The following is a 23,971-nucleotide window of genomic DNA, read 5'->3' as shown; positions in this document are numbered from 1 at the left end:
TGGTTCAGTACGGGAGCTCGAACTCCTCGTCGTTGGCTGCGACCTCATCCCCGCGCTCGTACTCGCTCACAGCCTCTGCAACGATCGTAATATCCTGATCGAGTTCCGTAATGTCACCGAGGTACCCGCCAAAGATGGCACCGACGCCAGGCATCGTGTTCCCGACGTCAACACGGATGGCCGCCGGAATCGGGTGATCCGGGAGTCCACTCTTGGTTTGGGTGTTCAGGAGGCCAGTTCCACCGACTTCCTCTTGGTAGTAATCGTTTGCCGAACCGGCCGCGAAAGAGAGCCCTGTGTCTGTGCCCAACTCATTGGTCCCGTCTCCGTCCGGGTCCTGGAGCATGTACACGAAGATGTCCTGAGTCCCCCGGTTCGTAATGTCGAATAGGTTGTTGATCGTCGTGAAGGAATCCGCATTAAGCCCGTTAACATCTCCGGAGTAGACGTCGGCGGATTGCTCCGCGTGCGACCCGTCGAACTGGAGTGAAAGAGCGTCTCCGTCCCTGTTCACGTAGTCCGCGTTCGGACTGTCAGTGGGTTCGAGGGAGAGGAGGGCTGCGGAATCCCCGGCGACCTCGACCGTAATTCCGCGATCAGCCTGCACGCTACTGAACGCGCCCGTACCCATTGCAGCCGCACTACCCGTAGCCAATGCGCCCAGACCGGCGATGAACTTGCGTCGGTTTGTCATTGTTGTTGACCTCGTTGTGTCCGCACACGACCCGCGGGCCGTCGACGACGGGACGTCCCGCGTCACCCGGGGTCGCTCTACTACACCCATGGGCCCTATCCCATATCGTTATGAATTTCCAGAAACAGTTCCGGGCGGGGCTGAAGATCCGTCCGTCGGGTTCGGCCTTCGCCTGAACCCCGATCGGATCGGTTCAGGCCGAGCCTGAGACGAACTCGCGACGGGTTCGGGTGTCTCTTGAAGCGTTGATCAGCGCCATCGAAACGAATTTTCAAAATTGATACAATCTGGTAATTATCCACATACGATCTCTTCGGACAGCTCGAATAATACCGATATTTCGGGTTACAGGCCGAAATACGAGATTATATGGTGTCTCTATCAGAGACCATTTTGACGAGGAGAAAGTTTACCCGTTTATCATAACCACGGGATTTATGTTGGCTCTCTCATATGTGTCTGACAGAAATGGCGTCGGTGCAACAGGTTGACGGGGGAGGGGTCGAACCGGCGACAGACATCTCGGAAGACGAGCTCTTCGACGTACTGGCGAACCAGCGTCGGCGGTTCGCGGTGCATCTGTTGAAGGGAGAAGAGAACGACCAGGTCGCGATCGGCGACATGGCCGAGCAGATCGCGGCGTGGGAAAACGGGATCGAGACGGCGGAGATCACCGGCAACGAGCGCAAGCGCGTGTACACCGCGCTCCAGCAGTCGCACCTGCCGAAGATGGACGACGCGGGCGTCGTGGAGTTCAACAAGGACCGCGGCGTCGTCGAGCCGACGCCCGCGCTGACCGACGTGGACCTGTACATGGACGTGGTCGAGGGGCGGGAGATCCCGTGGAGCGACTACTACCTCGGCCTCTCGGGCGTCGCCGTCGCGCTCACCGCCGCGGTGGGACTCGACGCGTGGCCGTTCCTCCTGTTGCCCGACATGGCGTGGACGATCGCGATCGTCGTCGCCTTCGCGTTCTCGGCGATCACGCACAAGTACTACACCGCCGAGATGAAGGTCGGCGAACCCGACGAGCCGCCGGAACTGACGTAAGGCGAGGTGTTTCAAGCGGCCCTTTCCGGGGTTCCGGGAGTGCATAACCTTACGGTCGGGACACGTCACAAACGATGAACGAAGCGTGAGGCCACCTTCGACATGAAACGACGACACGTCATCCTGCTGCTCGGCGGCGCGAGTTCCGGTACGATGAGCATCGGCACCGGCGCGTTCAGTAGCGCCGAGGCCGAGCGCGGCGTCGAAGTGAACGTCGTCGAGGACGACGAGGCGTATCTGGGGCTGGAAGCGGAACGCGAGATCACGGCTTTCGGCCGATCGGCCGATGTCGTGGAGATCCGGAACTCTTTCGCCGCCGATCTCACGCTCACCGTATCGGTTGCGGAACCCAACGAAGTAGTTGAGGATATCACCGTGGCGGGTGAGGAGCCGCCGGCGGAGCTCACGCTCGCGCCCGGTGGAGACGAATGGGTCGCTGTCACCTGCGAACAGATCGGCGAGGCCGCATTCTCCCTCCAGTTCAGCGGGGACGCCGGCGGGACGTCTGTCGAGAAAACCAGGACATTCGACGGAATTCCCGTTGCTCCCGTGAGCCAGGTGGAATTCAACGGAAACGGTAGCGTTCACGTCCACGGTGAGTTCACCGAGTTGGTCGTGACCGTGAACGGCGGACCCCGTACCGAAACGATCACAGCCAACAAGAGCGGGAAAGGCGTCATTCCTCCCAAGGGGGAACAAATCAACCGCGTGAAGATCGGTGAAACCGTCTACAAGCGGGACGGCAACGGCCAAAACGACTGAAGGGGGCCGACGTGACGGTTATCGACTCTGGTCTAAACCGCGCGGTCTTTCCGTCTGCGTATTTCCCGAACGGTCGCAGATCGGGTCTCGTTGGGTTGGTCTGAGGTGCGTGATTTTGCTACCCGACACGTCCACAATGACTTCGAGATCCGACCGGTCGTCGCGCGAGCTTGTACGCGATCTGGAACCCTGCCGGACGGATGGGGATCGCAGCGAGCCGTCCGCCGTCCCGTTCAGGTGCCCTTATGTGTCCCCCGTCCTCACTCCCGCACATGGACGACCACTCTCACGAGCCCGACCCGGACAAGCGCGTGACATCCCCCATGCAGACGTTCGGCAGCCGCGAGGTCGGTATCGGCGCGGCCGTTACCCTCGTCGGCCTGCTCGTCGCGTACGTCATCCCGTTCCTGTTTACCTTTTAAGCGGCGTTGCGGCTCGGATTTCGACGTCGCGGGCGCTGTCCCGCTCGAAACGATCCGATCAGGCGTCGTTCCCGTCGGACTCTCGTAGCTCCGCGTCCGCGAACGCGCGGATCCGCTTCCGTTCTTCGGCCGACACGTCGACGGCGCGCGCGCTGTCGATCTGTCCGTTCACGACCGCGTTCTGCTGTGGCCCCCACACCGTGACCGGCGTGTCCCTGACGTACTCGGCCCAGCGGACGACCTGTTCGTAGCGCGGCGCTCGCGCGGAGTCGCCGCCTGTGACGGTCGGGTCCGCGTCAGAGGGTTCTGAGTCGTTCATACCGATCTTCGACGTCGAGTCGTTCGACCCACGATTCGAGGCGACCGGTGGAAAGGCTTTCTCCGAAAAGCGTGTAGAGGTGCGCGGCGTCCTCGATGTCGGTTCGACCGCCGAGCGAGAGCTTGTACGCGATCTGTAGCTCGAGCGGACCGATGGGGACCGTGCGGTCGCCGACGTGTGCGTCGATCGCGTTCCGGAGGGACGCCTCGTCGAACTCGTCGTTCGGAAACTTCACCTCGACGTGCGGCGTCATCTCGCCGTCGAGTGCCACCCAGATGTTCGTGTCGTTCGCGAGGTTGCCGTACATCTCGGAGAGCGGCATCGCGGGACCCCAGTACCCCTCGCGTTCCAACTCGGTGACGAGGTCGTCGATCCGATCTGCCGGGCATCGCTCGATGAACACGTCGATATCCTCCGTCGACCGTGATCGGCCGGCGAGGATCGCGACGTAGCCGGCCACGAAGACGTGATCGATATCGAGCCGGGAAAGGACCGCAGAGAACCCCGCCGCGAGCTCGTCGAGTCGATTCGGCGCGCGATCGACGACGAGCCCGCGATCGGTGAGTTCGATGCCGCCCATAGCGGATCGTCTTCACGGACCCGGATAAAACTCTCCCGCCTACCGCGGGTACCAGGCCAGCGGATGCGCGGCGGTGAGCTCAAGGCTCACCGGTTCGTCGAGATCGAACTCCTCGACGTGGTTGTGGAGGCAGTGGACGACCTCGCCGGAGTCGAGCTCGACCCGGTAGATGAACGAGGGGCCCACGTACTGCCGCGAGACGATGGTCCCGTCGGCCAGGTCGGCGCTCGCGGGGCTCGCCCGGAGGTCGTCGGGGCGAACCAACACGTCGACGGGCGCGCCGTCGTAGACGGTGTCGTACCCCTCCAGCGTGACGGCGTCGAACCGGCCGATTCCCGTCTCGACCTTCCCGTCGCGGAGGTGGCCTTCGAGGAACGACGCCCGCCCGAGGAAGGAGGCGACGAACTTCGACTCGGGGCGCTCGAACACCGACTCGGGGCGGCCGACCTGCTCGATCTTCCCGTCGTTCATCACGGCGACGCGGTCGGAGATGGAGAGCGCCTCCTCCTGGTCGTGGGTGACGGAGACGGCGGTGACGCCGGCCTCCTTCAGGATCTGGCGGACCTCCTCGCGCATCTCGACGCGGAGCCGCACGTCGAGGTTCGAGAACGGCTCGTCGAGGAGGAGCACCTCGGGTTCCGGCGCCAGCGAGCGCGCGAGCGCGACGCGCTGCTTCTGCCCGCCCGAGAGCTGGTCGGGCGTCTTCTCGCCGTGTTCGGGCAGGTCGACGAGGTCGAGCATCTCGTCGACGCGCTCCGCGCTCGCGTCCGCGTCGTCGCCGAGCCCGAACGCGATGTTCTCTCGGACGGTGAGGTGGGGGAACAGCGCGAAGTTCTGGAAGACGATCCCGACGTCGCGCCGCTCGGGCGGCACGAACGCGCCGTCGCCGGCGACGGTCTCGCCGCCGAGGGCGATCTGCCCCTCCGTCGGCTCCTCTAACCCCGCGATGGTCCGCAGCGTCGTCGTCTTCCCGCAGCCGGACGGGCCGAGGAAGGTGAGCAGCTCTCCCGGCTTGACGTCGAGAGAGACGCCGTCGACGGCGGTCTCCGGACCGAACTCCTTCGTCACGCCAGACAGCGACAACACGGGGTCCGCCGACGCCGCGGCGGGCGACTCGGTCGCGTCGGCGCGCGATCCCGTCGCGTCCGCGGACGACTCGCTCGCGTCCGTGGCCGACTCCGTCCGTTCGACTGATTGCGTGTGAGACATCGGTGTGTCGGGCGCCGGGCCGATCGGCGTCCCGTAACTGAGACTACGTATTTTAGGAAAACCTAAAAGCGTATCGCTCGCTTTCGCGCGACGGAAACCGAGCGGAGAACGCGTCTCGGCGAGCCGTCAGGCCAGCTCGCGCTCGATGACGCCCCGGAGGTCCCGGATCGCGTCCGCGTCGATCGCGACCGCGTCGTCGCCGACCGCGAGCGAGAGCGTCCCGTCTGTCGTCACGTCGCCGAGCCGGAGGACGGGCAGCTCGCCGGCCAGCTTCGCGACCGCCTCGGGATCGGTCGTCTGGACGACGAGGCGGCCGGGCGCCTCCTCGAAGGCCGCGACGCGGTCGGGGAGGGTCACGTCGGCGCCCGCCTCGTCGGTCACGAGCTCCGCGAGCGCGACCGCGAGCCCGCCGTCGCTCACGTCGTGGGTGGCGAGGGTCGACTCGTGGCGGGCGACCGCCGCGAGCGACGCGACGAAGTCGGCGAGGTCGCCGTCCCCTGCGGACGCTCCGCCCGGCAGCGTCGGGAACCGGTCGGTTCCGCCCGCCTGCGCGAGGTACTCGGAGCCGCCGAGCGCGCCGCCGTCGGCGCCGCCGGAGCCGACCAACAGCAGCTCGGAGTCGTCGGCGCGGTCGGCGTCGAGGGCGGCGGGCGGCGCGTCGTAGCCCTTCCGCGTGCCGATCAGCGCGAGCGTCGGCGTCGGCGGGATCGGGCCCTCGACGCTGTCGTTGTACAGCGAGACGTTGCCGCCGACGACGGGGGCGTCGAGGTCGGCACAGGCGTCGGCGAGCCCGTCGACGATCCCCTTGAACCCGCCGTACACGTCGGGCTTCTCCGGGTTGCCGCCGTTGAGGCAGTCGACCGCGGCGAGGGGGACCGCGCCCTTCGCGGCGAGGTTGGTCGCGTTCTCGAGGGCGACGGCGCGGGCGCCCTCGTAGGGGGCGGTCTCGGTCCAGTTCGGGTTCGCGCCGGAGGAGAGCGCGAGGCCGACGCCGTCGGATTCGGACGCGGACTCGCCCGTCGGCTCCGTCTCACGGATCGCCATGATCGCGGCGTCGTCGCCGGGCTTCATCGCGGTGCGGACGCCGACCTCGTGGTCGTACTGGCGGTACACCCAGCGCTTGCTCGCGGTCGAGGGGGCCGAGACGACCGCCTCGACCGCCTCGTCGAGCGAGGGCTCGGGGTCGGGGAGATTGCGCTCCGGCTGGGCCGGGGTCTCGCTCGGGAGGTCGTTCATCGGGGCGCCGTCGGCGAGGTACTCGGCGTCGACGTCGACGACGACCTCGGACTCGGCGTCGCCGGAGCCGTCCGCGTCACCCTCCCCGGCGCCCGCGAACTCGCAGACGTAGTTCCCGTCGGTCACCTCGCCGATGACGGAGCAGCCGAGGTCGAACCGCTCGGCGAGCGCTTCGACGCGCTCGACGTCCTCGGGCGCGACCTCGTAGCACATCCGCTCCTGGCTCTCCGCGAGCAGGATCTCCATCGCGTTCATGTTCGGCTCGCGCTGGTGGACGGAATCGAGGTCGATCCGGGCGCCGAGCCCGCCCTTCGCGACCAGTTCGGAGGAGGCGCCGCCGAGGCCCGCCGCGCCCAGGTCGCGGGCCGACAGGACGAGATCCTCGTCCACGAGGGCCTCGTTGCACTCGATCAGCCGCTTTTCGGCGTAGGGGTCGCCCACCTGCACCGCGGGGCGGTCCTCGGTCTCGGCGTCCTCGGCGAGGTCCTCGCTCGCGAAGGAGGCGCCGCCGAGCCCGTCGCGGCCGGTGCCGTTGCCGACGAGGACCAGCTTGTTGCCCGGCTCTTGGGCCGTGGCCGTGACCAGCCGGTCCTCGTTCGTGAGGCCGACGCAGGCGACGTTGACGAGGGGGTTCCCCTCGTAGCCGCCGTGGAAGGCGACGCTGCCGCCGACCGTGGGGACGCCGATGCAGTTGCCGTAGTGGGAGATCCCCTCGACGACGCCCTCGAAGAGGTAGCGGGAGCGCTCGCGGTCGAAGCCGCCGAAGTACAGCGAGTCGAGCAGGGCGATGGGGTACGCGCCCATCGACATGGTGTCGCGGACGATGCCGCCGACGCCCGTCGCCGCCCCGTCGAACGGGTCGACGAAGGAGGGGTGGTTGTGGCTCTCGACGCCGAAAGTGACGTACTGGTCGCCGTAGTCGTCGGCGTCGCGGTCGGCGGCCGGCACGTCGGCGGCGTCCGGATCGGGCAGCGCGAGGACCGCCGCGTCGTCGCCGGGACCGACGACGACCTGATCGCCCTCGCTCTCGAACGCCGACAGCAGGGGCCGCGAGGAGCGGTACGCGCAGTGCTCGCTCCAGAGGTTCTCGAACAGCGCGGCCTCGGCCGCCGTCGGCTCCCGGCCGAGCTCCGCGACGACGAGCTCGTGGTCCGGCTCGGACAGACTCATTCACTTACGTGGTTATCGAGCCCGTTCTAATGCTTTTCTATGTGCACGTTCGTGTGGTTAAATACGGTCGACGACGATACGACTCGCGGTGCTGTGCGGTGGCGCGTGCCTCCGAGCGCCCGGAGGGCGCGAGGAGCGCGTGCGAGGGAGTCGGTGGTCCGGAGCGAAGCGGAGGGCCACCGACGAGGCTGGGGAGGCGTGAGGCTGCGGTGCGGTTGCGGGCGGGTGGGACTCAAAGGGGCAGCCGGGAGGGCGGCGCAGGCGTTCACGAGAGCGGAGCTCTCGTGAGCCAATCAGAACGCTTCGCGTTCTGATGACGACGTAAGCACCGCAACGAGGGAGCGTGAGCGACCGAGTGAGGAGCGCAGCGAGCGTGCGCCGCCCTCCCGGCTGGGGCTTTGGAGGTGTTCACCGTCGATCCGTCGTCAGCAACCACTTATAAGCGAGCGGCTGGGGATTTGGAGGTGTTCACCGTCGATCCGTCGTCAGCAACCACTTATAAGCGAGCGGCTGGGGATTTGGAGGTGTTCACCGCCGATCTGCCAGCAGTTGTTTATAACTAATCGACTGGATACATCGCGAAAGTCACGACACCGCCGAACCGATCTCTACAACAGTACCAGCGAGACGCCGTAGATCACGAGCGATCCGATCGCGCCGACGGCCAGCGACTTCGTGTTCAGCCGCACCGCGCGCCGCCGGTCGGCTTCGAGCGCTTCCTCGTCGCGCACCTGTTGGGTCCCCTCGCCGACGTCGAAGACGCCGATCCCGGCGAAGCCGACGCAGAACCGCTCGCGGTACTGGAAGTACCCCATCGCGGCGCCGTATAGCGGGAACAGCGAGAGGATGAGCGTCCAGCGCGGCCACGCCATCACGAAAATCGCGCCGACGGTGACCGCGGCGAGCAGCAGCGAGCCGACGCCGAGGAGGAGTCGCCGCCGCTGTTGAGCCGGTCCGATGTTGCACACGCCCGGTTGGTACTCCATACCGATCGAACGGGGGCCGCGCTCGAAAAGGGTCCGGATCCGCACGGGGGTGCGCCCGTTCCGGGAGAAGGGTCGAGACGAGGACCGAGCGTTCGGACGGCGGTGGCGGCCTATTTATTACTAACCGGCTGAAACGAAGGGACGAGAGGACCACGATGGACGAGTCACGGCGGGAACGAGAGATACGCCGCTACGAGACGATCCTCGAGTCGCTCGACGACGCCGTTTACGCCGTCCGTCCAGACGGGACCATCGCGTACGTCAACGACCGCTACGCCGAGATGAAGGGCGTGAGCCGGGAGGAGCTGATCGGAACGCACATCTACGACTGGGTGACCGAGGAGGCCGCGGAGAAGGCGAAGCGGGTGCGCCGCGAGATCGAAGCCGGAGATCGGGAGACCGGCGCGGTCGAGTACGAGTTCCTCACCGCGGACGGCGACCGATTCCCGGTGGAGATGCGGTTCAATCGTCTCGTGGAGGGACGGATCGGGGACGAACAGGGCGACGACGCGTCCGAACTCGACCGCGTCGGCGTCATCCGGGACGTGAGCGATCGGAAGCGACGTGAGGAGGCGCTCAGGGAACAGAACGAACGGCTAGAGGAGTTCGCGAGCATCGTCTCGCACGACCTCCGGAATCCCCTCAGCGTCGCGCAGGGGCAGCTGGTGCTCGCTCGCGAAAAGTGCGACTCCGAGCACCTCGACCACGTCGCCCGAAGCCACGAGCGTATGAGCGCCCTCATCGACGACCTCCTGACGCTCGCCCGAGGCGGTGAGGGCGTCGACGGGCCGGAGCGAGTCCCGCTCCGGGAGCTGGTCGAGGAGTGCTGGGCGGGCGTCGAGACCGCCGACGCGACGCTCCGGATCGAGACCGACCGCGCGGTCCGCGCGGACCGGAGCCGGCTGAGACAGCTCTTCGAGAACCTCCTGCGAAACTCGGTCGAGCACGCGGGCGACGACGTGACGGTGACCGTCGGCGACTGCGACGGCGGCTTCTACGTCGCCGACGACGGGCCGGGAATCCCGGCGAACGACCGCGAGACGGTTTTTCAGCCGGGATACACCACGATCGACGACGGGACCGGATTCGGCCTCGAAATCGTCGAGGCCGTCGCGGACGCCCACGGCTGGGAGGTAGTGCTGACGGAGAGTAAAGACGGCGGCGCCCGCTTCGAGTTCACCGGGGTCGGCGTGCTCGGCTGAGCGTTCCCGAGTCGATCTCTCCGTCGTCTCTCCCCTCGACTTCCGCGGTGGCAACCCTCAAAAGGGCTCCCGCCGACGGGTCCGTGTGAAACGGATCCAGCTCGGCAACACCGTCTTCGAGGGCGAGAACGACGCGTACCTGCTCGACGGAGAGACGACCGCGCTCGTGGACACGGGCGTCGCGCTCCCGGACGTGCGCGAGGAGTTGGAGGCCGGACTCGCCGAGCACGGGCACTCCTTCGCCGACGTGGACGCCGTCGCGCTCACCCACTGGCACCCCGACCACGCGGGGCTGGCCGGCGAGATCCAGGCCGAAGGCGACGCCGACGTGTACGTTCACGAGGCGGACGCGTCGCTCGTCGACGGCACCGAGACGCCGCTGTTCCTCGATCGCGACCTCCAGCACGAGACGTTCGATCGGTGGGGGATGCCCGAGTCCGACCGAGAGCGGCTGACCGCCTTCTTCGATTCCGTGAGCGCCGACCTCAGCGGTCGCCCCGCCGACGTGACGGCGTTCGGCGAGGGCGACGCGATCGACGCCGGCGGCGTCGCCCTCGAAGCGGTCCACCTGCCGGGCCACACCGCCGGGCTCACCGGGTTCGCGTTCGACCCGCGCGAGGTCCCCGGTCACGAGCCGGTCGGGAGCGCTCGCGGTCGCGACACCTCCGGCGAGGAGCTGTTCGCCGGCGACGCGCTCCTCCCGCGGTACACCCCGAACGTCGGCGGCGCCGACGTGCGGGTCGACGGCGCGCTCGCCGCCTACGCCGAGAGCCTCGCGCGGATCGTCGACCGCGACTTCGACGCGGCCCACCCCGGCCACCGCGAGCGGATCGACGAGCCGGGGCTGCGGGCCGCGACGATCCTCGACCACCACCGGCACCGCACGCGGCGGGTGCTCGGCGTCCTCGCCGACGAGGGACCGGCGACCGCGTGGGAGGTCGCGGCCGCGCTGTTCGGCGAGCTCTCGGAGATCCACGTCCTCCACGGGCCGGGCGAGGCGTTCGCGCACCTCGATCACCTCGCGGACGCCGGGGTCGTCGAGCCCGACGGGACCGCCTACCGACTGGTCGAGCCGGAGCCCGACGTCGACGCGCTGTTCCCGACCACGCCTCTCGACGACGCGGTCGACGGCTCGGAGGGGTAGGCGGCGGCGCGCTCGTCGCTCCTCCGCCCCTAACTCCCGCGCTCCCGCCGAAAGCTATTCCTCCGGGACCGCGTATCCACGGACGTGAAGCGGGACGCCCTCCTCGCGGTCGCCCTCGCCCTCCTCGCGGTCGTCGCGCTCGGCGTCGCCGCCGCGACGCTCGACTCGGCCGTCAGTCTCGACGGCGGCGGGCTCGGCGGGGCCCAAGGCGACGCGCCGAGCGCGGGCGACGGCGCGGGCGACCCGGGGCTCTCCCCGTCGCCCGGCGGCGAACCGTCCCTCTCGACCCAGCCGCTGTGCTACGAGTCCCTCCGCGAGCCGCCGGCCGTGCTGCTGCTCTCCGGGCTGGTCGTCGCGGTCGCGGCGGTCGCCTACCGCGACACGCGCTCGTCGCTCGCCGCCCTCGCGGTCGCCGCCGCCGTCGGCGTCCCGATCTGGCTGGTGTGGGCCGTCCTGACCGCCTGCGGGTCGGCGTCGACCGAGACCGAGTTCTCGTTCGGTATCGCCGGCCCCGACGACGGCGTCCTCCCCGAGGGCGCGGCCGGCGGCGCGGGCGTCGGCGGGAGCGAGGGAGCGGCCTCGGCCCCGGAGCTCCTGTTCGCGCTCCTCGTGATCGTCGCGCTCGTCGCCAGCGTCGGGGTCCTCCTCCTCGCCGGCGGCGACGACGAGGCGGGGCCGGGCGACGGAGCCGCGGCCGAGGACGACCCCGAGGAACCGGCGCCCGACCTCGCCGCGGTCGGTCGGACCGCCGGCGAAGCCGCAGACCGGATCGAGGAGTCGGACGCCGACAACGAGGTGTACCGGGCGTGGCGCGACATGACCGCGGCGCTCGACGTGGACCGTCCAGCCTCGTCGACGCCCGCGGAGTTCGCGGCCGCGGCGGTCGACGCCGGGGTCGACGAGGAGCCGGTCGCGACGCTCACCGAGGTCTTCGAGCGGGTCCGGTACGGCGGCGCGGACGCGACCGAGGACCGCGAGCGCAGGGCCGTCGAGGCGCTGCGCCGGATCGAGGAGCGTCACGGTGCCGATGACGGTCCCGTCGACCCGGCGAGCCCCGGAGGTGACCGGTAGTGCGCCCCCTCGCGGTCGTCGGGATCGCGGCGGTCGCGGTCGGGTTCGTCGCGGTCGCGAACCGCGGCGTCGCGGCCGCGCTCGACCCCTCCGCCGTCGTCGTCACCCTGATAGGGGTGCTCGCGGTCGCACAGGGGATCCGGTACGCGAACGAGCGCCGGGGTCGGGACCGGCGGACGGCCGTCCCCGGCGAGCCGGAGCGCCGGGAGCTCGCGACCGTGCCCGGCGAGGACCTCGACGAGCGGATCGCCCGGGTGATCGGCGCCTCCCGGGGCGGGTACGCCACCCGCCGCGAGCTGCGCGAGCGGGTCCGGACCGTCGCGGTCGCGGCGGTCGCCCGCGACCGGAACTGCTCGACGGCGGCGGCCGAACGGGCGGTGGACGCGGGGGACTGGACTGACGACCCGACCGCGGCCGCGTTCCTCGACGGCGACGCGTCGTATCCGGTCCGGGTCCGGCTCCGAGCCGCGGTCCGGGGGCGCCCGCGGTACGGGTACGGACTCAGCGCCGCGATCGACGCGATCGGGCGACTCGACGCCGACGCGGGAGCCGACCCGCCGGAGGCGACGCAATGAGCGACGGAACCGACGACGGCGCGGCCGACGACCCGACGGCCGCGGACCGAACGACCGAGCGCACGCCTCTCAGGCGGTCCGAGACGGCGCGGTGGGACGGGGTCGCCGGGGTCGCGCTCGCGCTCGTCGGGGTCGGCGTCGTCGCCCGGCAGCCCGGGCTCGTGCTGGTCGGCGCCGTCGGCGTGGGATACGCCGTCTACGCCCGGATCGGCGAGGCGCCGGAGGCGACGGTCGAGCTCTCTCGAACCGTGAGCGGCGACGCCCCCGATCCGGGCGACGAGGTGGTCGTCACGGTCCGCGCGCGCAACGTCGGCGACGCGCCCCTGCCGGACCTCCGGCTCGTCGACGGCGTGCCGCCCGGGCTGGAGGTGATCGACGGGCCGGCGCGGACCGCGACCGCGCTCAGCCCGAGCGCGACGGCGGCCTTCGAGTACGCCGTCCGGGCGAGCCGCGGCGAGCACGAGTGGGAGCCCGCCCGGGCGATCACGCGGAACGCGGCCGGCTCCCGTGAGCGCACGACCGAGCTCGCGACGCCGACCCGGATCGTCTGTACCCCGGAGCTCGCGGCCGGCGGCGACCTCCCCCTGCGGGGGCTGACGACGGTCTACCACGGCCGGGTCCCCACCGACGTCGGCGGCGCGGGCGTCGAGTTCCACGCCACCCGCGAGTACCACCGCGGCGACCCGATCAAGCGGATCGACTGGAATCGACGGGCGCGGACGGGGGAGCTGGCGACGCTCGAACTCCGCGAGGAGCGCGCCGCGACCGTCGTCCTCCTGATCGACGCCCGCGAGGCGGCGTACGCCGCGCCCGAGCCCGACGCCGACACCGCCGTGGAGGCGAGCGTCGAGGCCGCCGGACAGGCGTTCACCGCGCTGCTCGACGGCGGGGACCGGGTCGGGATCGCGGCGCTGAGCCCGCGCGACTGCTGGCTCCCGCCGGGCGCGGGCACGGCCCACGCCGCCCGCGGTCGCGAGGCGCTGGCCACCGATCCCGCCTTAGCGCCGACGCCGAGCGAGGGCCGCTTCTACCGGTCGCTGTGGCTCCGGCGGTTCCGCCGGCGGCTCCCGGCGGACGCGCAGGTACTGTTTTTCACCCCCCTACTGGACGACTCCGCGGCGTCGCTCGCGCGGCGGATCGACGCGCACGGCCACCTCGTCACCGTCCTCTCGCCCGACGTGACCGCCGGCGACACCCCCGGGACCGGACTGGTCGCGTTCGAGCGCCGCGAGCGGCTCCGCGCCCTGCGGGGGGCGGGGATCCGCGCGGTCGAGTGGGGCGACCGGTCGTTCCCCGTCGCGGTCGCGGGGGCCGCGGCGAGGTGGTCGCGGTGAGCCGGCGCGGGGCGGCCGCCGGTGAGGGGGGAGCGGGAGACGGAGAGCGCGACGCCCCCGAGCGAGACAAGCGCGAGCGCGACGACCGCCCGCCGACGTCAGCGGTCGTCGCCGGCCTCGTCGCCGGCGCGGTCGCGGCGCTGTCCGCGTTCCTCGCCGCGCCGACCGGCGGGGCGCTCGTGGGGCTCGCGGCGGTCGGTTTCCTCGCCGGGTCGCTCCGGCGCTCTCACCGGGTCCTCTCGTGGGCGGCGGCTGTCGGCGTCGTCGGGATCGCGGCGGCCGGGTACCTCGGCGGCGCGGTCGAGCCGCTGCTCGCGGCCGGGGTCGCGCTCGCGATCGCGTGGGACACCGCTGACCACGGGATCTCCCTCGGCGAGCAGGTCGGGCGAGAGGCCCGAACCCGTCGGAACGTCGCGGTCCACGTCGGGGCGAACCTGCTCGCTGGCGGGATCTCGGTCGCGGTCGTCTACGGGGCCTATCTGGCGGCCGCCGGGAACCAGCCGGTCGCCGCGCTCGCGCTGCTGCTTTTCGGGGCGGTGGCGCTGGCGTCGGCGGTGCGGTGAGCGTCGGCGAGGGCGCTGGCGTCGGCGGTTCACAGCCGGGACCGCCACACCGACTCCCGACCGCCCCGCCGCCGATCGCGGGTCCTTTTGTACTCCCTCGCCGACGCTTCGGTATGCACACCGAAGCGATCGCGGCGACCGCAGCGACCGCAGCGACCGCGGGAACCGCAGCCACCGCGGCGGCGGGACCGACCGCGCCCACCGCCCCGACGGGGTGGTCGGCGTGACGGACCTGGTGACGTTCGGCGAGACGATGCTCCGGCTCTCGCCGCCCCGCGGCGAGCGCTTGGAGACCACCGAGGACCTGGACGTGCAGGCGGGCGGGGCGGAGAGCAACGTCGCCGTCGGCGCCGCCCGACTCGGGGCCGACGCGGTCTGGCTCTCGAAGCTCCCGGAGTCGCCGCTCGGACGTCGGGTCATCGGCGAGCTCCGGAGCCACGGCGTCCGGACGGGCGTGTCGTGGGCCGACCCCGAGACGAGCCGACTGGGTACGTACTACCTCGAACACGGCGGGGAGCCGCGCGGGACGAACGTGATCTACGACCGCGCCGAGGCCGCGATCACGACGGTCACACCCGCGGAGCTGCCGACCGGGGCGCTGGAGTCGGCCGAGCGCTTCCACACGACCGGGATCACGCCGGCGCTCTCCGACCGGGCCGCGGAGACGACGACGGCCCTGCTCCGCGCCGCGGGCGAGGCCGGCGCGACGCGCTCGTTCGACCTCAACTACCGGGCGAAGCTCTGGGACCCCGAGACCGCCCGCGCCGCCTACGAGGAGCTCTTCGAGCACGTCGACACCCTGTTCGTCCCCCGGCGAGACGCCCGCGAGGTGCTGGACCGCGAGGGCGACGCGGTCGAGATCGCCCACGGGCTCGCGTCCGCGTTCGACGTCGAGACGGTGGTCGTCACGCGGGGCACGGAGGGCGCGGTCGCGCTCCGGAACGGCGAGGTGTACGAGCAGGGCGTCTTCGAGGCGGACACCTACGACGCGATCGGCACCGGCGACGCGTTCGTCGCCGGTTACCTCGCGAAGCGGATCGACGGGGGCGAGGTCGGCGACGCGCTGGAGTGGGCCGCCGCGGCCGCCGCCCTGAAGCGCACCGTCGACGGCGACCTCGCGGTGATCACGCCCGGCGACGTCGAGAGCGTCGTCGACGGCGCGGGCGGGATCGACCGGTAGCGCTCTTTATAAATCGAACTGCGGTGGCGCGTGCCCGTGAGCGGGCCTTCGGCCCGCGAACGGCACCGCGCGAGGGAGTCGGTGGTCCGGAGCGAAGCGGAGGACCACCGACGAGGCTGGGGAGGTGTGAGGTGCGGTTGCGGTTGCGAGTGGGTGGGACTCAAAGGGGCAGTCGGTGGGGCGGGCGCAGGGGACGTAAGCACTGGAGGGAGCGAACGAAGTGAGCGACTGAAGCGCGCAACGAGCGTGCGCCCGCCTCACCGACTGGGGCTTTGGCGGTGTTCACCGCCGATCCGTCGATAGCGACGGCCGCTTATAAACGAACACTCGCCAGAACTCTCCCCGATTCGCCGGCCGCTCCGACCCCGACCGCTGTCGCACCGCCGAGGAGGACGGCTCGGCGCTTCAGGGACATGGCCGACCCACGTAGTACCGATACGTAGGCCTTTGGACGCTCATGTCCCGCTCCGAACCCACATTCATAATCCGCTTATAACCGCTCGCCGTCGTAGTACCCCTCTTCCACGCGTCGATCGAACACCCGCGAGAGCAACGCGGTCAGCGGCCCCTCGGCCCCCTCGCCGTCCCCGCTCACGTCCAGCCCGTCCACCGTCTCGACGGGGCGGATCTCCCACGTCGAGTTAGTCAGAAACACCTCGTCGGCCTCGCGCACCGCGTCCGGGGCGTACGTCCCCTCCTCGACCGGGATCTCCTCCGCCTCGGCGATCTCGATCACGGCGCGACGCGTCACGCCGGGGAGGATCGGCCCGTCGAGCGAGGGCGTCTTGAGGGCGGTGCCGTCGACGAAAAAGAGGTTCGAGGTCGCCCCCTCGGCGACGTTGCCCTCCTGATCGAGCATCAGCGCCTCGTCGGCGCCGGTCACGCGCAGCTCCAGCCGCGCGAGGATGCCGTTGAGGTAGTTGTGCGTCTTCGCGTCGGCCGGGAGCGCCCGCGGGGAGGGCTTTCGGGTCTTCGTCGTCTGGAGCGCGGCGGGGCCGTCGTAGACGGGCTCGGAGTCGACGCCGCCGCGGGGGAGCGGCTTCGCGATCACGACGACGGTGGGGTCGACCTCGGGCCGCGGGTCGAGCGTGCCGGGCTGGACCCCGCGGGTGATAGAGCACTTCACGTACGCGTCAGCCAGGTCGTTCGCGGCGAGCGTCTCGTCGATCCGGGCTTTCAGGTCCGCGTCCGCGAGGCCGTGATCGAGCCCGAGCGTCTCGCAGGTGTCCGCGAGCCGCGCGGCGTGGTCGCCCCACCGGAACACCTCGCCGCCGTACGCGCGCAGCGTCTCGAAGGCGGCGTCGCCGTAGGCGAACCCGCGGTCCTCGACGGAGACGGTCGCCGCCGAGGCGGGCACGATCTCACCGTCGACGTGGTAGCGGAGCTCCTCTCGAGAATCGTCACCCATCCTCGCACACCTCCACGAAGTTCGTCACCAACGCCTTCCCCCGCGGCGTCAGGATGCTCTCGGGGTGGAACTGCACGCCGATGTGCGGTTTCTCCCGGTGGCGCACGCCCATCACGACCTCGCGCTCCTCGTCCGTCTGCGCGGTCTCGATCAGCTCGTCGGGGAGGTCCGCGCGCTCGACGCACAGCGAGTGGTACCGCCCGACCCGCAATCGGTCGGGGAGTCCCGCGAACACGCCCGCGCCGTCGTGCGTGATCGTCGACGGCTTCCCGTGGACGACGTCGGGCGCGTGGCCGACCCTGCTCCCGGCGCTCGCGCACAGCGCCTGATGGCCGAGACAGACGCCGAACACGGGGCGGTCCAGTTCGAACGCGTCGATCGAGACGCCCGCCTCCGCGGGGGTGCCCGGCCCCGGAGAGACGACGACGCCGTCCGGGTCGAGGGCGCGGATCCCGGCCAGATCGACCGCGTCGTTGCGCCGCACCGCGACCGCGCCGGCGACCTCGCCGACGTACTGGACGAGGTTGTACGCGAACGAGTCGTAGTTGTCGACGACGAGGACTCGCGCGTCCGAGTCGCCCGCGCCGGGGCGCCAGCCGTCGGTGGCGCGCCCCTCGCCGACCTCGCGCACCGTCTCGCCCCCCGTCATCGCTCGTCCCCCTCCTCGACCGCCATCCCGCCCGCGGCGAGCGCCTCGTCGACCGCGGTCACGAGCGCGCGGGCCTTCGCGAGCGTCTCCTCGTACTCCGCGTCCGGCTCGGAGTCGTGGACGATCCCCGCGCCGACGCGGAGGTGGTACTCGGCCGCCCGGCGCACCAGCGTTCGGATGACGATGTTGAGCGTCGCCCGCCCGTCGAAGCCGGCCGCGAGCATCGAGCCGGTGTAGGGGCCGCGCCGCGTCGCCTCCAGCTCGTCGATTATCTCCATCGTCCGCGGCTTGGGCGCGCCCGTGATGGTCCCGCCGGGGAAACACGCCGCGATCGCGTCCGCGAGCCCCACGCCCGGCCGCGCCTCCCCCTCGATCAGGCTCACGAGGTGCATCACCTCGCTGTATCGGTCGACGCGGCGGTACTCCGCCACGTCGACGGTGCCGAACCGGGAGACCTTCCCGAGGTCGTTGCGCTCCAAGTCGACGAGCATGGCGTGTTCCGCGCGCTCCTTCGCGTCGCCGGTCAGCTCCGCCTCCATCTCCGCGTCCGCCTCGGGGGTCTCCCCGCGCGGCCGGGTCCCGGCGATGGGCTCCGTGACGAGGCGGTCGCCGGCGTCGTCTTCGTCGCGGTCGTCGGCGGCCCCGTCCCCGTCTCCGGCCGGAATCCGCTCTAAGAGGAGCTCTGGGCTCGCGCTCACGAGGTCGACGCCGGGGGGGGCCGCGTCGCGGTCGTCGTCTCCGCCCGCGGCGTCCCCCACTCCCCCATCTCCCCGCGAGAACTCGATCAGCCCGGAGTACGGCGCCGGGTTCACCCGCCGGAGCGCGTCGTACGCCTCGACGGGGTGGACCGCGGCCGGGGCGCGCAGCCGCTGGGAGACGTTCGCCTGAAAGGTGTCGCCGTCGCGGACGTACTCCTTCACCCGGCGGACCGCCTCGGCGTACCCCTCGCGCCCCGCGTCGCTCTCGAAGGTCGCCGTCGACGCGTCCGGGTCGGGGGCCGGCCCGACCGCGGGGTCGCCCGACTCGATCCGGTCGATCAGGTCGGCCGCACGCGACGCCCCCTCGTCGAACAGCGCGTCGAGCGCCTCGCTGTCGCCGTCCGGGTCGTCGAGCCCCTCGGGAACGCGCGGGCAGGCGGTCACGCGGAGGGTGAGGGCGGTGTCGTCGGTCGAGTCGCCACCGTCCGCGGACACCGGGCACTCCCACGCCGCCACCCGCTCGAAGACGCCGACCCGGAGCCGCGGGAGCCCCCGGTCGTCGACCGCGCCGGGACCCGCCGGCGCCGGCTCCGGGAACGACTCCAGCTCGCGGGCGGCGTCGTACGAGAGCCAGCCGAACGCGCCGCAGGGATAGGGAACGTCGCAGTCGCCGCGCGCGAGGGCCTCGCCGTCGATCAGCCCCTCCAGCGCCGCGAGCGTCGGGCTCGGGCGTCGGTAGTCGCCGGTCGAGTCCGATTTCGACGACGCGATCGCCGCGTCCCCGGAAACGGTGAGCCGCTCGACCGGGTCGACGCCGAAGTAGCCCCAGCCGGACTGGCCGCCGGTGGTCTCGTAGAAGAACCCGCCCGGCCCGTCGCGGGCGCGGCGGTAGGCCGCGAAGGGGTCGTCGACGGCGACGCGGCGCTCGACCGGGACCCGGGCTCCGGCGGGCGCCGCGGCGGCGACCTCGCGGAACCGGTCTCGGTCGGTGTGTACCGATCGCTGCATGCCTCCCGGTTCGGCGGGGCCGACGAAACAGTTGCGGTCGGCGATCTCGGAGTCGGTCGGGGTCGGCGGCGTCAGAACTCCTCGGCGCGGTCGATCCACCTCGTCGCCCGCTTCTCGCCGACGCTCGCGCCCTCGGCGACCGCTTCGGCGTCGGCGTCGGCGAGGTCCGCGACGGTGTCGATCCCGATCTCGGCGAGCCGGTCCGCGTAGGCCGGTCCGATCCCCTTCAGCTCCTCGACGTCGGCGCCCGTCTCGTCGCCTCCGCCCGTCTCGTCGCCTCCGCCCGTCTCGTCGGCGTCTTCGTCCGCGTCGACCTCGATCTCCTCGTCGGCGACTCCCGCGGCCTCCGCCGGCTCGGCCGCCTCGGCCGGGTCCTCGGCGGCGCCCTCCTCGTCGACCAGCGTCTCGGTCGAGGCCGCCGCCTCCGTGTCCGCGGCGGCCGCCTCGTCGTCGTCCGACTCCTCGCTCGCGGCGGACTCGACGCCTTCGGCGGACTCGACGCCTTCGGCGGACTCGACCCCCGTGCCCGGCTCGACGACGTCATCGCCGTCGTCCGCCATCGCCTCGTGGGCCTTCCCCACGGCCTCCGCCGGCTCGGCCGCCTCGGCGGGCTCGTCGGCGGCCTCCTCCTCGTCGACCAGCGTCTCGGTCGAGGCGGCCGCCTCCGTCTCCGCGGCGGCCGGTTCGTCGTCGTTCGATCCCTCGTCCGGCGACACGTCGTCGGCGCCGTCCGTCGATTCCGCGTCCGATTCCGCCTCTGGTTCGTGCTCGACGGTCACTTCCGGGTCCGTCTCCTCGCGTTCGGCGCGACCGCTCCCGAACCCGAGCTTCTCTTTGAGCTTCTGCAGTAGGGCCATCGTCGGCAGGTACGAACGTCGGATATTTAAAAGCCGTCGCCGACGGAGCGTCTCGCCCCCCTCGCCGACGCCGATAGTCGCTCGCACCCGCCGACCGCACCCCGCCGTCCTCCTCGGATCCATCCCATCAGTTTTGCCCGACCGCGCCCCGCCGGTTCCCCTCGATCGCGTCCCGCCGGTTTATAAGGATCACCGGCGCGTACAGGAAGTATGGACGCTCTCAACCCGGTCATGTGGTCGGTCCACGTCGCCTTCGCGGTGCTGTGGACCGGCGGCGTACTGTTCGTCGCGCTGGCGGTGCTTCCGCCGGCGCTCCGCGGCGAGATCGACGGCGGCGCCCTCGGCTCGATCGTCGGCCGCCTCCGGTGGATCAGCCGGATCGCCGCGCTCGCGTTCGTCGCCACCGGCGGCCACATGGCGGGCACGCTCTACACGTTCGAGTCGCTCACCGGCAGCGCACGGGGATACCTCGTGCTGGCGATGATCGCCCTGTGGTTCCTGATCACCGGCCTCGTCGAGGTCGGCAGCGGGAAGATCCTCGACGGCGTCGACGCCGGGAAGCTCCGGGAGCCGGCCCGCGACGCGAAGCCCTTCTTCTACGGCGCCGCCGGGCTCTCCGTTGCGCTCGTCGTCGCGGCCGGTCTGCTCGCGAGTCCGACCCTGTTCTGAGGCGCTCGCGGCTCCGGACGTTTCTCGCCCGTTCTCGCCCCTTTTCGCCGCCTACTCCAGCTCCGCCCGCAGCGCCGCGTTCATCGCCTCCACCGGCGCGTCGGCGCCGGTCCAGATCTCGAACGCCTCGACGCCCTGGAACAGCAGCATCCACGCCCCGTCGACCGTCGTCGCGCCCGCGTCGGCCGCCTCCCGCAGGAGCCGCGTCTCGATCGGCGCGTACACCGCGTCGAGCACGGCGAGGTCGCCGTGGAGGTGCTCCGCCGGAACGGGCGTCGCGTCGGGGTCGTCCATCCCCACGCTGGTCGCGTTGACCAGCACGTCCGCGGCGGCGACGCGGTCGCCGAGGTCGTCGAGCCCCGCGCCGGTCGCGCCGGGGACCGCCTCGGCGAGTTCGACCGCGCGCTCCGCTGTGCGGTTCGCGACGTGGACCGCCGCGCCCGCGTCGGCCAGCGCGAACGCGGCCGCCCGCCCCGCGCCGCCCGCCCCGACGACGACCGCGTCGCGGCCGTCGATCTCGACATCGTGATGGGAAAACGCGCGTTTCACGCCCGCGGCGTCGGTGTTGTGTCCCCGAGGCCGATCGGCGTCGCCCTCCCGAACGGGAGCGAAGTCGACCGTGTTGACCGCGCCGATCCGCTCGGCGAGGGGCGCGGGGTCGACCGCCTCCAGCGCGTCCTGTTTAAAAGGGACCGTGACGTTGAGCCCGGCGACTCCGAGCGCGCCGGCCCCTTCGATCGCTTCGGCGGCGTCGTCGGGGGCCGGCTCGAACGTCACGTAGCGCGCGTCGATGCCGAGCGACCCGTAGCCGGCCTCGTGCATCGGCGGCGACAGCGAGTGCCCGACCGGGTTCCCGATCAGTCCGTAAACCTGCATGGCGAGTCACCTGACCGCGACCGACAAAAGGGGTGCGGTCGGTTCGGGAACGGACCGTCCTGCCCTCACTTCCCGTCCGTCTCCCGGTCCGCGTCGATCACGTCTTCCAGCGTCTCCGTGCCCACGTCGCTCGCGAGCTTGACGCCGACGAGCGAGACCACGATGCCGCCGACGATGAACGCCGCGAGCTGCTGGACCGGGCCGACGGCGACGCCGCCCAGCTCGAACGGGTCGATGATCGCCTCCTGCGCGAGGAAGTAGCCGGCGAACCCGCGGACGACGAGGGCGACCGCGGCGATGACGAAGGGGAGGTTGAGGTACGGCGTCCGGATCCCCTCGTCGCGGATCAGCTCGTCGAGCAGCCGCCCGACCGCCGCGGTCACGCCCGCGACCGCGAACCACGGGACCGCGGCGTAGACGAACTCGACAGCTCCCACGAGCGCCGGGGTCTCGCCCAGCTCCGACGCGGAGAGCACCCCGAAGAAGCCGCCGACCAGCGCGAGCCCCCCGGCGACGACGTAGGTCACGATCGACACCTGCCCGGCGTACAGCGCCTCGCGGACCCGCTCCGGCATCCCCGCGACGAATCGGTCGATCGCGAGTCCCTTGTATAAGAGTGCGGCGCCGAGCAGCCCGGCGACGCCCGCGACCGCCTCCGCGGGAGAGAACCAGTAGAACAGCGCGGGCAACAAAAGCAGCGAAACGCCGAACGGGACGAGGATCGTCGACCGGAGCTGCTCGTCGGCGAGGAACTGCTTCAGCAGGTAGTAGGTCGACTCGATGTCGCGGGCCTGCCGGACCACCACGCGGTCGACGGAGTCGACCGGAATCCGCGACTCGACGATCGGGAGCACCTGCTCGTCTTCCGCGGAGTCGACGACCACGATCGCGGCCCGGGGGTCGTACCGGTCCACGAGGTCGTCCAGCTGGGCGGCGATCGAGCGGTCGGCGCCGACCGCGCTGTCGCTCTCGGCCGACACGACCGCGACGACCGCCTCCTCGCGCTCGTCGCGGAGGTCGCGGGCGACCCGCAGCGACTCGAGCAGGCAGTTGACGCTGGCGTCCTCCGGGTCGCTCAGCCCGGCGTCCGTGACGAGCGAGCGGACCGCCTCCCAGCCGGCGACCGGCATCGGGACGTTGGTGGCCCGCCCGATCGCCCCCGAGCGGTCGATGCAGATGACCAGCGTCGTCACGTTCCGACTCTCGATCCGCCCGGATAAAAAGCTCCCCGTCGCCGGGGGATCGGCGCGCCCCGGACGGGGACCGCCGACCGCGACGGCCTACCGAAGCTCGACGTCGACCTCGCCGCCCTCGCTCGCGAACATGCTCGCGACGCCGTTCCCGGCCGCGAACGCGACGCGCTCCGCGCCGATGCCGAGCCGCTCCGCGATCCCGCGCTCGGGCTTGAAATCGCGGATTTCCGGCTCGGCGTCGATCAGCGCTTCGAGCCGGTCCTTCACGTCGTCTTCGGTGCCGAGCTCGTCGACGAGCCCGATCTCCGCGGCGTCGCTGCCGAGATAGACCCGCGCCTCGGTCTCCCGGATCGCCTCCGGGTCCATGTCCCGGCCCTCGCTGACCGTCTCGACGAACTGCTCGTAGTAGCCGTCGATGATCCCCTGGAGGTACTCGCGTTCGTCCTCCTCGATCTCTCGGAGGGGAACGCCCGCGTCCTTGTACTCGCCGGCGGTGAACTGCTCGTAGGAGATGCCGAGCTTGTCGGCGAGCCCGGCCGCGTTCGGCCGGGAGCCGACGACGCCGATCGAGCCGACGAGGCTCGCGTCGCGCGCCCACAGCTCGTCGCAGCCGCTCGCGATCCAGTAGCCGCCCGACGCGCAGGTGTCGGTGGCGTACGCCAGCGTGGGGCCGTCGAACTCCGCCGCCGCGCGCCGGATGTCGTCGCTCGGGAGCACCTCGCCGCCGGGAGTGTTGAGCTCGACGACGAGCGCCTCCACGTCCTCGTCCTCGTCGGCCGCCTCGATCTGCTCGACCACGTCGTCGGCGGTCGTCCCGCCCGGTCCCCTGAGCGGGGAGGGACGGCCGGTGTCGCGGGTAATCGGCCCCGAGACCGTCACCTTCGCCGCGTTGTACTCGTCCGTGTCCCCGAACCGGCCGCGGGTGAGCCTGGCGGCGAGCCGCTTGCCAGCCATCGTCGCCGTCGCGCCGAGTACGGCGGCCGCGAGGAGATTCTTCCCGTTCGAGCGAGGGTTACCTTCCATGCCTCCGATTACGCGTGTGGCCGTTTATAAGTGCTGTCGCGGCGCGCACCCTGTCGCAGGCGCCGTCGCAGGCCCGCTTTCGCGACGCCGTCA

24 protein-coding genes are annotated in these 23,971 nt (G+C 71.2%); 11 read left to right on the top strand and 13 right to left on the bottom strand.

The annotated features are described in order from the left end of the window. Positions 1 to 4 precede the first annotated feature (4 nt). Positions 5 to 694 (bottom strand): hypothetical protein, encoded by a 690-nt coding sequence (locus tag EDM04_RS01975; RefSeq protein ID WP_123619495.1) that lies wholly within the window; start codon positions 692 to 694, stop codon positions 5 to 7. Between the two features lie 468 nt (positions 695 to 1,162). On the opposite strand from EDM04_RS01975, the gene EDM04_RS01970 reads away from it, so the two are divergent. The 3 genes from EDM04_RS01970 to EDM04_RS18365 all read left to right on the top strand — a co-directional run bounded on the left by EDM04_RS01970 (position 1,163) and on the right by EDM04_RS18365 (position 2,928). Further along, a complete protein-coding gene (locus EDM04_RS01970) occupies positions 1,163 to 1,744 on the top strand; it encodes a hypothetical protein (protein ID WP_123619707.1) in 582 nt (193 codons plus the stop codon). Positions 1,745 to 1,897: 153 nt separating this feature from the next. Then, positions 1,898 to 2,506, top strand: a complete 609-nt coding sequence (locus EDM04_RS01965) for a hypothetical protein (protein ID WP_164471052.1) — start codon at positions 1,898 to 1,900, stop codon at positions 2,504 to 2,506. A gap of 272 nt (positions 2,507 to 2,778) precedes the next feature. Beyond that, complete coding sequence (locus tag EDM04_RS18365) at positions 2,779 to 2,928, top strand: hypothetical protein (RefSeq protein ID WP_164471058.1); 150 nt, start codon at positions 2,779 to 2,781, stop codon at positions 2,926 to 2,928. Between the two features lie 58 nt (positions 2,929 to 2,986). Here EDM04_RS18365 and EDM04_RS01960 read toward each other — a convergent pair whose 3' ends face one another. From EDM04_RS01960 to EDM04_RS01940, 5 genes are all read right to left on the bottom strand, one after another. Continuing rightward, positions 2,987 to 3,247 carry a hypothetical protein gene (locus tag EDM04_RS01960; protein WP_123619493.1) on the bottom strand — a complete coding sequence of 87 codons (261 nt, stop codon included), beginning with the start codon at positions 3,245 to 3,247 and terminating at the stop codon, positions 2,987 to 2,989. Continuing rightward, positions 3,225 to 3,827: a hypothetical protein gene (locus EDM04_RS01955; RefSeq protein WP_123619492.1), complete on the bottom strand. Its 603-nt coding sequence runs from the start codon at positions 3,825 to 3,827 to the stop codon at positions 3,225 to 3,227. The genes EDM04_RS01960 and EDM04_RS01955 overlap by 23 nt, the downstream gene beginning before the upstream one ends. 39 nt (positions 3,828 to 3,866) lie before the next feature. Next, positions 3,867 to 5,036 carry an ABC transporter ATP-binding protein gene (locus tag EDM04_RS01950; RefSeq protein WP_123619491.1) on the bottom strand — a complete coding sequence of 390 codons (1,170 nt, stop codon included), beginning with the start codon at positions 5,034 to 5,036 and terminating at the stop codon, positions 3,867 to 3,869. A gap of 126 nt (positions 5,037 to 5,162) precedes the next feature. Next, positions 5,163 to 7,442 (bottom strand): phosphoribosylformylglycinamidine synthase subunit PurL, encoded by a 2,280-nt coding sequence (gene purL / locus EDM04_RS01945; protein ID WP_123619490.1) that lies wholly within the window; start codon positions 7,440 to 7,442, stop codon positions 5,163 to 5,165. Positions 7,443 to 8,050: 608 nt separating this feature from the next. Next, positions 8,051 to 8,428 carry a hypothetical protein gene (locus EDM04_RS01940; RefSeq protein ID WP_123619489.1) on the bottom strand — a complete coding sequence of 126 codons (378 nt, stop codon included), beginning with the start codon at positions 8,426 to 8,428 and terminating at the stop codon, positions 8,051 to 8,053. 155 nt (positions 8,429 to 8,583) lie between these two features. Between EDM04_RS01940 and EDM04_RS01935 the strand changes: the two genes are divergently transcribed. The 7 genes from EDM04_RS01935 to kdgK1 all read left to right on the top strand — a co-directional run bounded on the left by EDM04_RS01935 (position 8,584) and on the right by kdgK1 (position 15,497). Then, positions 8,584 to 9,630: a PAS domain-containing sensor histidine kinase gene (locus tag EDM04_RS01935; protein WP_123619488.1), complete on the top strand. Its 1,047-nt coding sequence runs from the start codon at positions 8,584 to 8,586 to the stop codon at positions 9,628 to 9,630. A gap of 85 nt (positions 9,631 to 9,715) precedes the next feature. Then, entirely contained in the window at positions 9,716 to 10,774 is a 1,059-nt protein-coding gene (locus tag EDM04_RS01930) for an MBL fold metallo-hydrolase (protein WP_123619487.1), read from the top strand. Positions 10,775 to 10,858: 84 nt separating this feature from the next. Then, positions 10,859 to 11,845 carry a DUF4129 domain-containing protein gene (locus EDM04_RS01925; RefSeq protein ID WP_123619486.1) on the top strand — a complete coding sequence of 329 codons (987 nt, stop codon included), beginning with the start codon at positions 10,859 to 10,861 and terminating at the stop codon, positions 11,843 to 11,845. Further along, positions 11,845 to 12,420, top strand: coding sequence for a hypothetical protein (locus tag EDM04_RS01920; RefSeq protein ID WP_123619485.1), 576 nt, complete (start codon positions 11,845 to 11,847; stop codon positions 12,418 to 12,420). Before EDM04_RS01925 ends, EDM04_RS01920 begins: the two co-directional genes overlap by 1 nt. Continuing rightward, positions 12,417 to 13,754 (top strand): DUF58 domain-containing protein, encoded by a 1,338-nt coding sequence (locus EDM04_RS01915; RefSeq protein ID WP_123619484.1) that lies wholly within the window; start codon positions 12,417 to 12,419, stop codon positions 13,752 to 13,754. Before EDM04_RS01920 ends, EDM04_RS01915 begins: the two co-directional genes overlap by 4 nt. Further along, entirely contained in the window at positions 13,694 to 14,317 is a 624-nt protein-coding gene (locus EDM04_RS01910) for a hypothetical protein (protein WP_123619483.1), read from the top strand. The genes EDM04_RS01915 and EDM04_RS01910 overlap by 61 nt, the downstream gene beginning before the upstream one ends. A gap of 214 nt (positions 14,318 to 14,531) precedes the next feature. Beyond that, positions 14,532 to 15,497, top strand: a complete 966-nt coding sequence (kdgK1, locus tag EDM04_RS01905) for a bifunctional 2-dehydro-3-deoxygluconokinase/2-dehydro-3-deoxygalactonokinase (protein WP_206424404.1) — start codon at positions 14,532 to 14,534, stop codon at positions 15,495 to 15,497. Between the two features lie 490 nt (positions 15,498 to 15,987). Here kdgK1 and EDM04_RS01900 read toward each other — a convergent pair whose 3' ends face one another. The 4 genes from EDM04_RS01900 to EDM04_RS01885 all read right to left on the bottom strand — a co-directional run bounded on the left by EDM04_RS01900 (position 15,988) and on the right by EDM04_RS01885 (position 20,117). Further along, entirely contained in the window at positions 15,988 to 16,905 is a 918-nt protein-coding gene (locus EDM04_RS01900; RefSeq protein WP_123619481.1) for an aminotransferase class IV, read from the bottom strand. Next, positions 16,898 to 17,554, bottom strand: coding sequence for an aminodeoxychorismate/anthranilate synthase component II (locus tag EDM04_RS01895; protein WP_123619480.1), 657 nt, complete (start codon positions 17,552 to 17,554; stop codon positions 16,898 to 16,900). Before EDM04_RS01895 ends, EDM04_RS01900 begins: the two co-directional genes overlap by 8 nt. Further along, complete coding sequence (locus EDM04_RS01890) at positions 17,551 to 19,260, bottom strand: anthranilate synthase component I family protein (protein ID WP_123619479.1); 1,710 nt, start codon at positions 19,258 to 19,260, stop codon at positions 17,551 to 17,553. Before EDM04_RS01890 ends, EDM04_RS01895 begins: the two co-directional genes overlap by 4 nt. Positions 19,261 to 19,331: 71 nt before the next feature. Next, positions 19,332 to 20,117, bottom strand: coding sequence for a helix-hairpin-helix domain-containing protein (locus EDM04_RS01885; protein WP_123619478.1), 786 nt, complete (start codon positions 20,115 to 20,117; stop codon positions 19,332 to 19,334). A 210-nt stretch (positions 20,118 to 20,327) separates the two neighbouring features. Between EDM04_RS01885 and EDM04_RS01880 the strand changes: the two genes are divergently transcribed. Further along, positions 20,328 to 20,786, top strand: coding sequence for a transporter (locus EDM04_RS01880; RefSeq protein ID WP_123619477.1), 459 nt, complete (start codon positions 20,328 to 20,330; stop codon positions 20,784 to 20,786). Positions 20,787 to 20,837: 51 nt separating this feature from the next. Here the strand turns inward: EDM04_RS01880 and EDM04_RS01875 are convergent, their stop codons facing one another. The 3 genes from EDM04_RS01875 to sppA all read right to left on the bottom strand — a co-directional run bounded on the left by EDM04_RS01875 (position 20,838) and on the right by sppA (position 23,878). Continuing rightward, positions 20,838 to 21,662, bottom strand: coding sequence for a shikimate dehydrogenase (locus EDM04_RS01875; protein ID WP_123619476.1), 825 nt, complete (start codon positions 21,660 to 21,662; stop codon positions 20,838 to 20,840). 65 nt (positions 21,663 to 21,727) lie between these two features. Continuing rightward, a complete protein-coding gene (locus EDM04_RS01870; protein ID WP_123619475.1) occupies positions 21,728 to 22,855 on the bottom strand; it encodes a DUF373 family protein in 1,128 nt (375 codons plus the stop codon). 87 nt (positions 22,856 to 22,942) lie between these two features. Next, entirely contained in the window at positions 22,943 to 23,878 is a 936-nt protein-coding gene (gene sppA / locus EDM04_RS01865) for a signal peptide peptidase SppA (RefSeq protein ID WP_123619474.1), read from the bottom strand. Positions 23,879 to 23,971 lie beyond the last annotated feature (93 nt).

This window comes from Halorubrum sp. CSM-61, assembly GCF_003781945.1.
Classification (GTDB): Archaea; Halobacteriota; Halobacteria; order Halobacteriales; family Haloferacaceae; genus Halorubrum.
The sequence above is the reverse complement of the archived record's forward strand: the minus strand, read 5'-3'. Positions and strand labels throughout refer to the sequence as shown.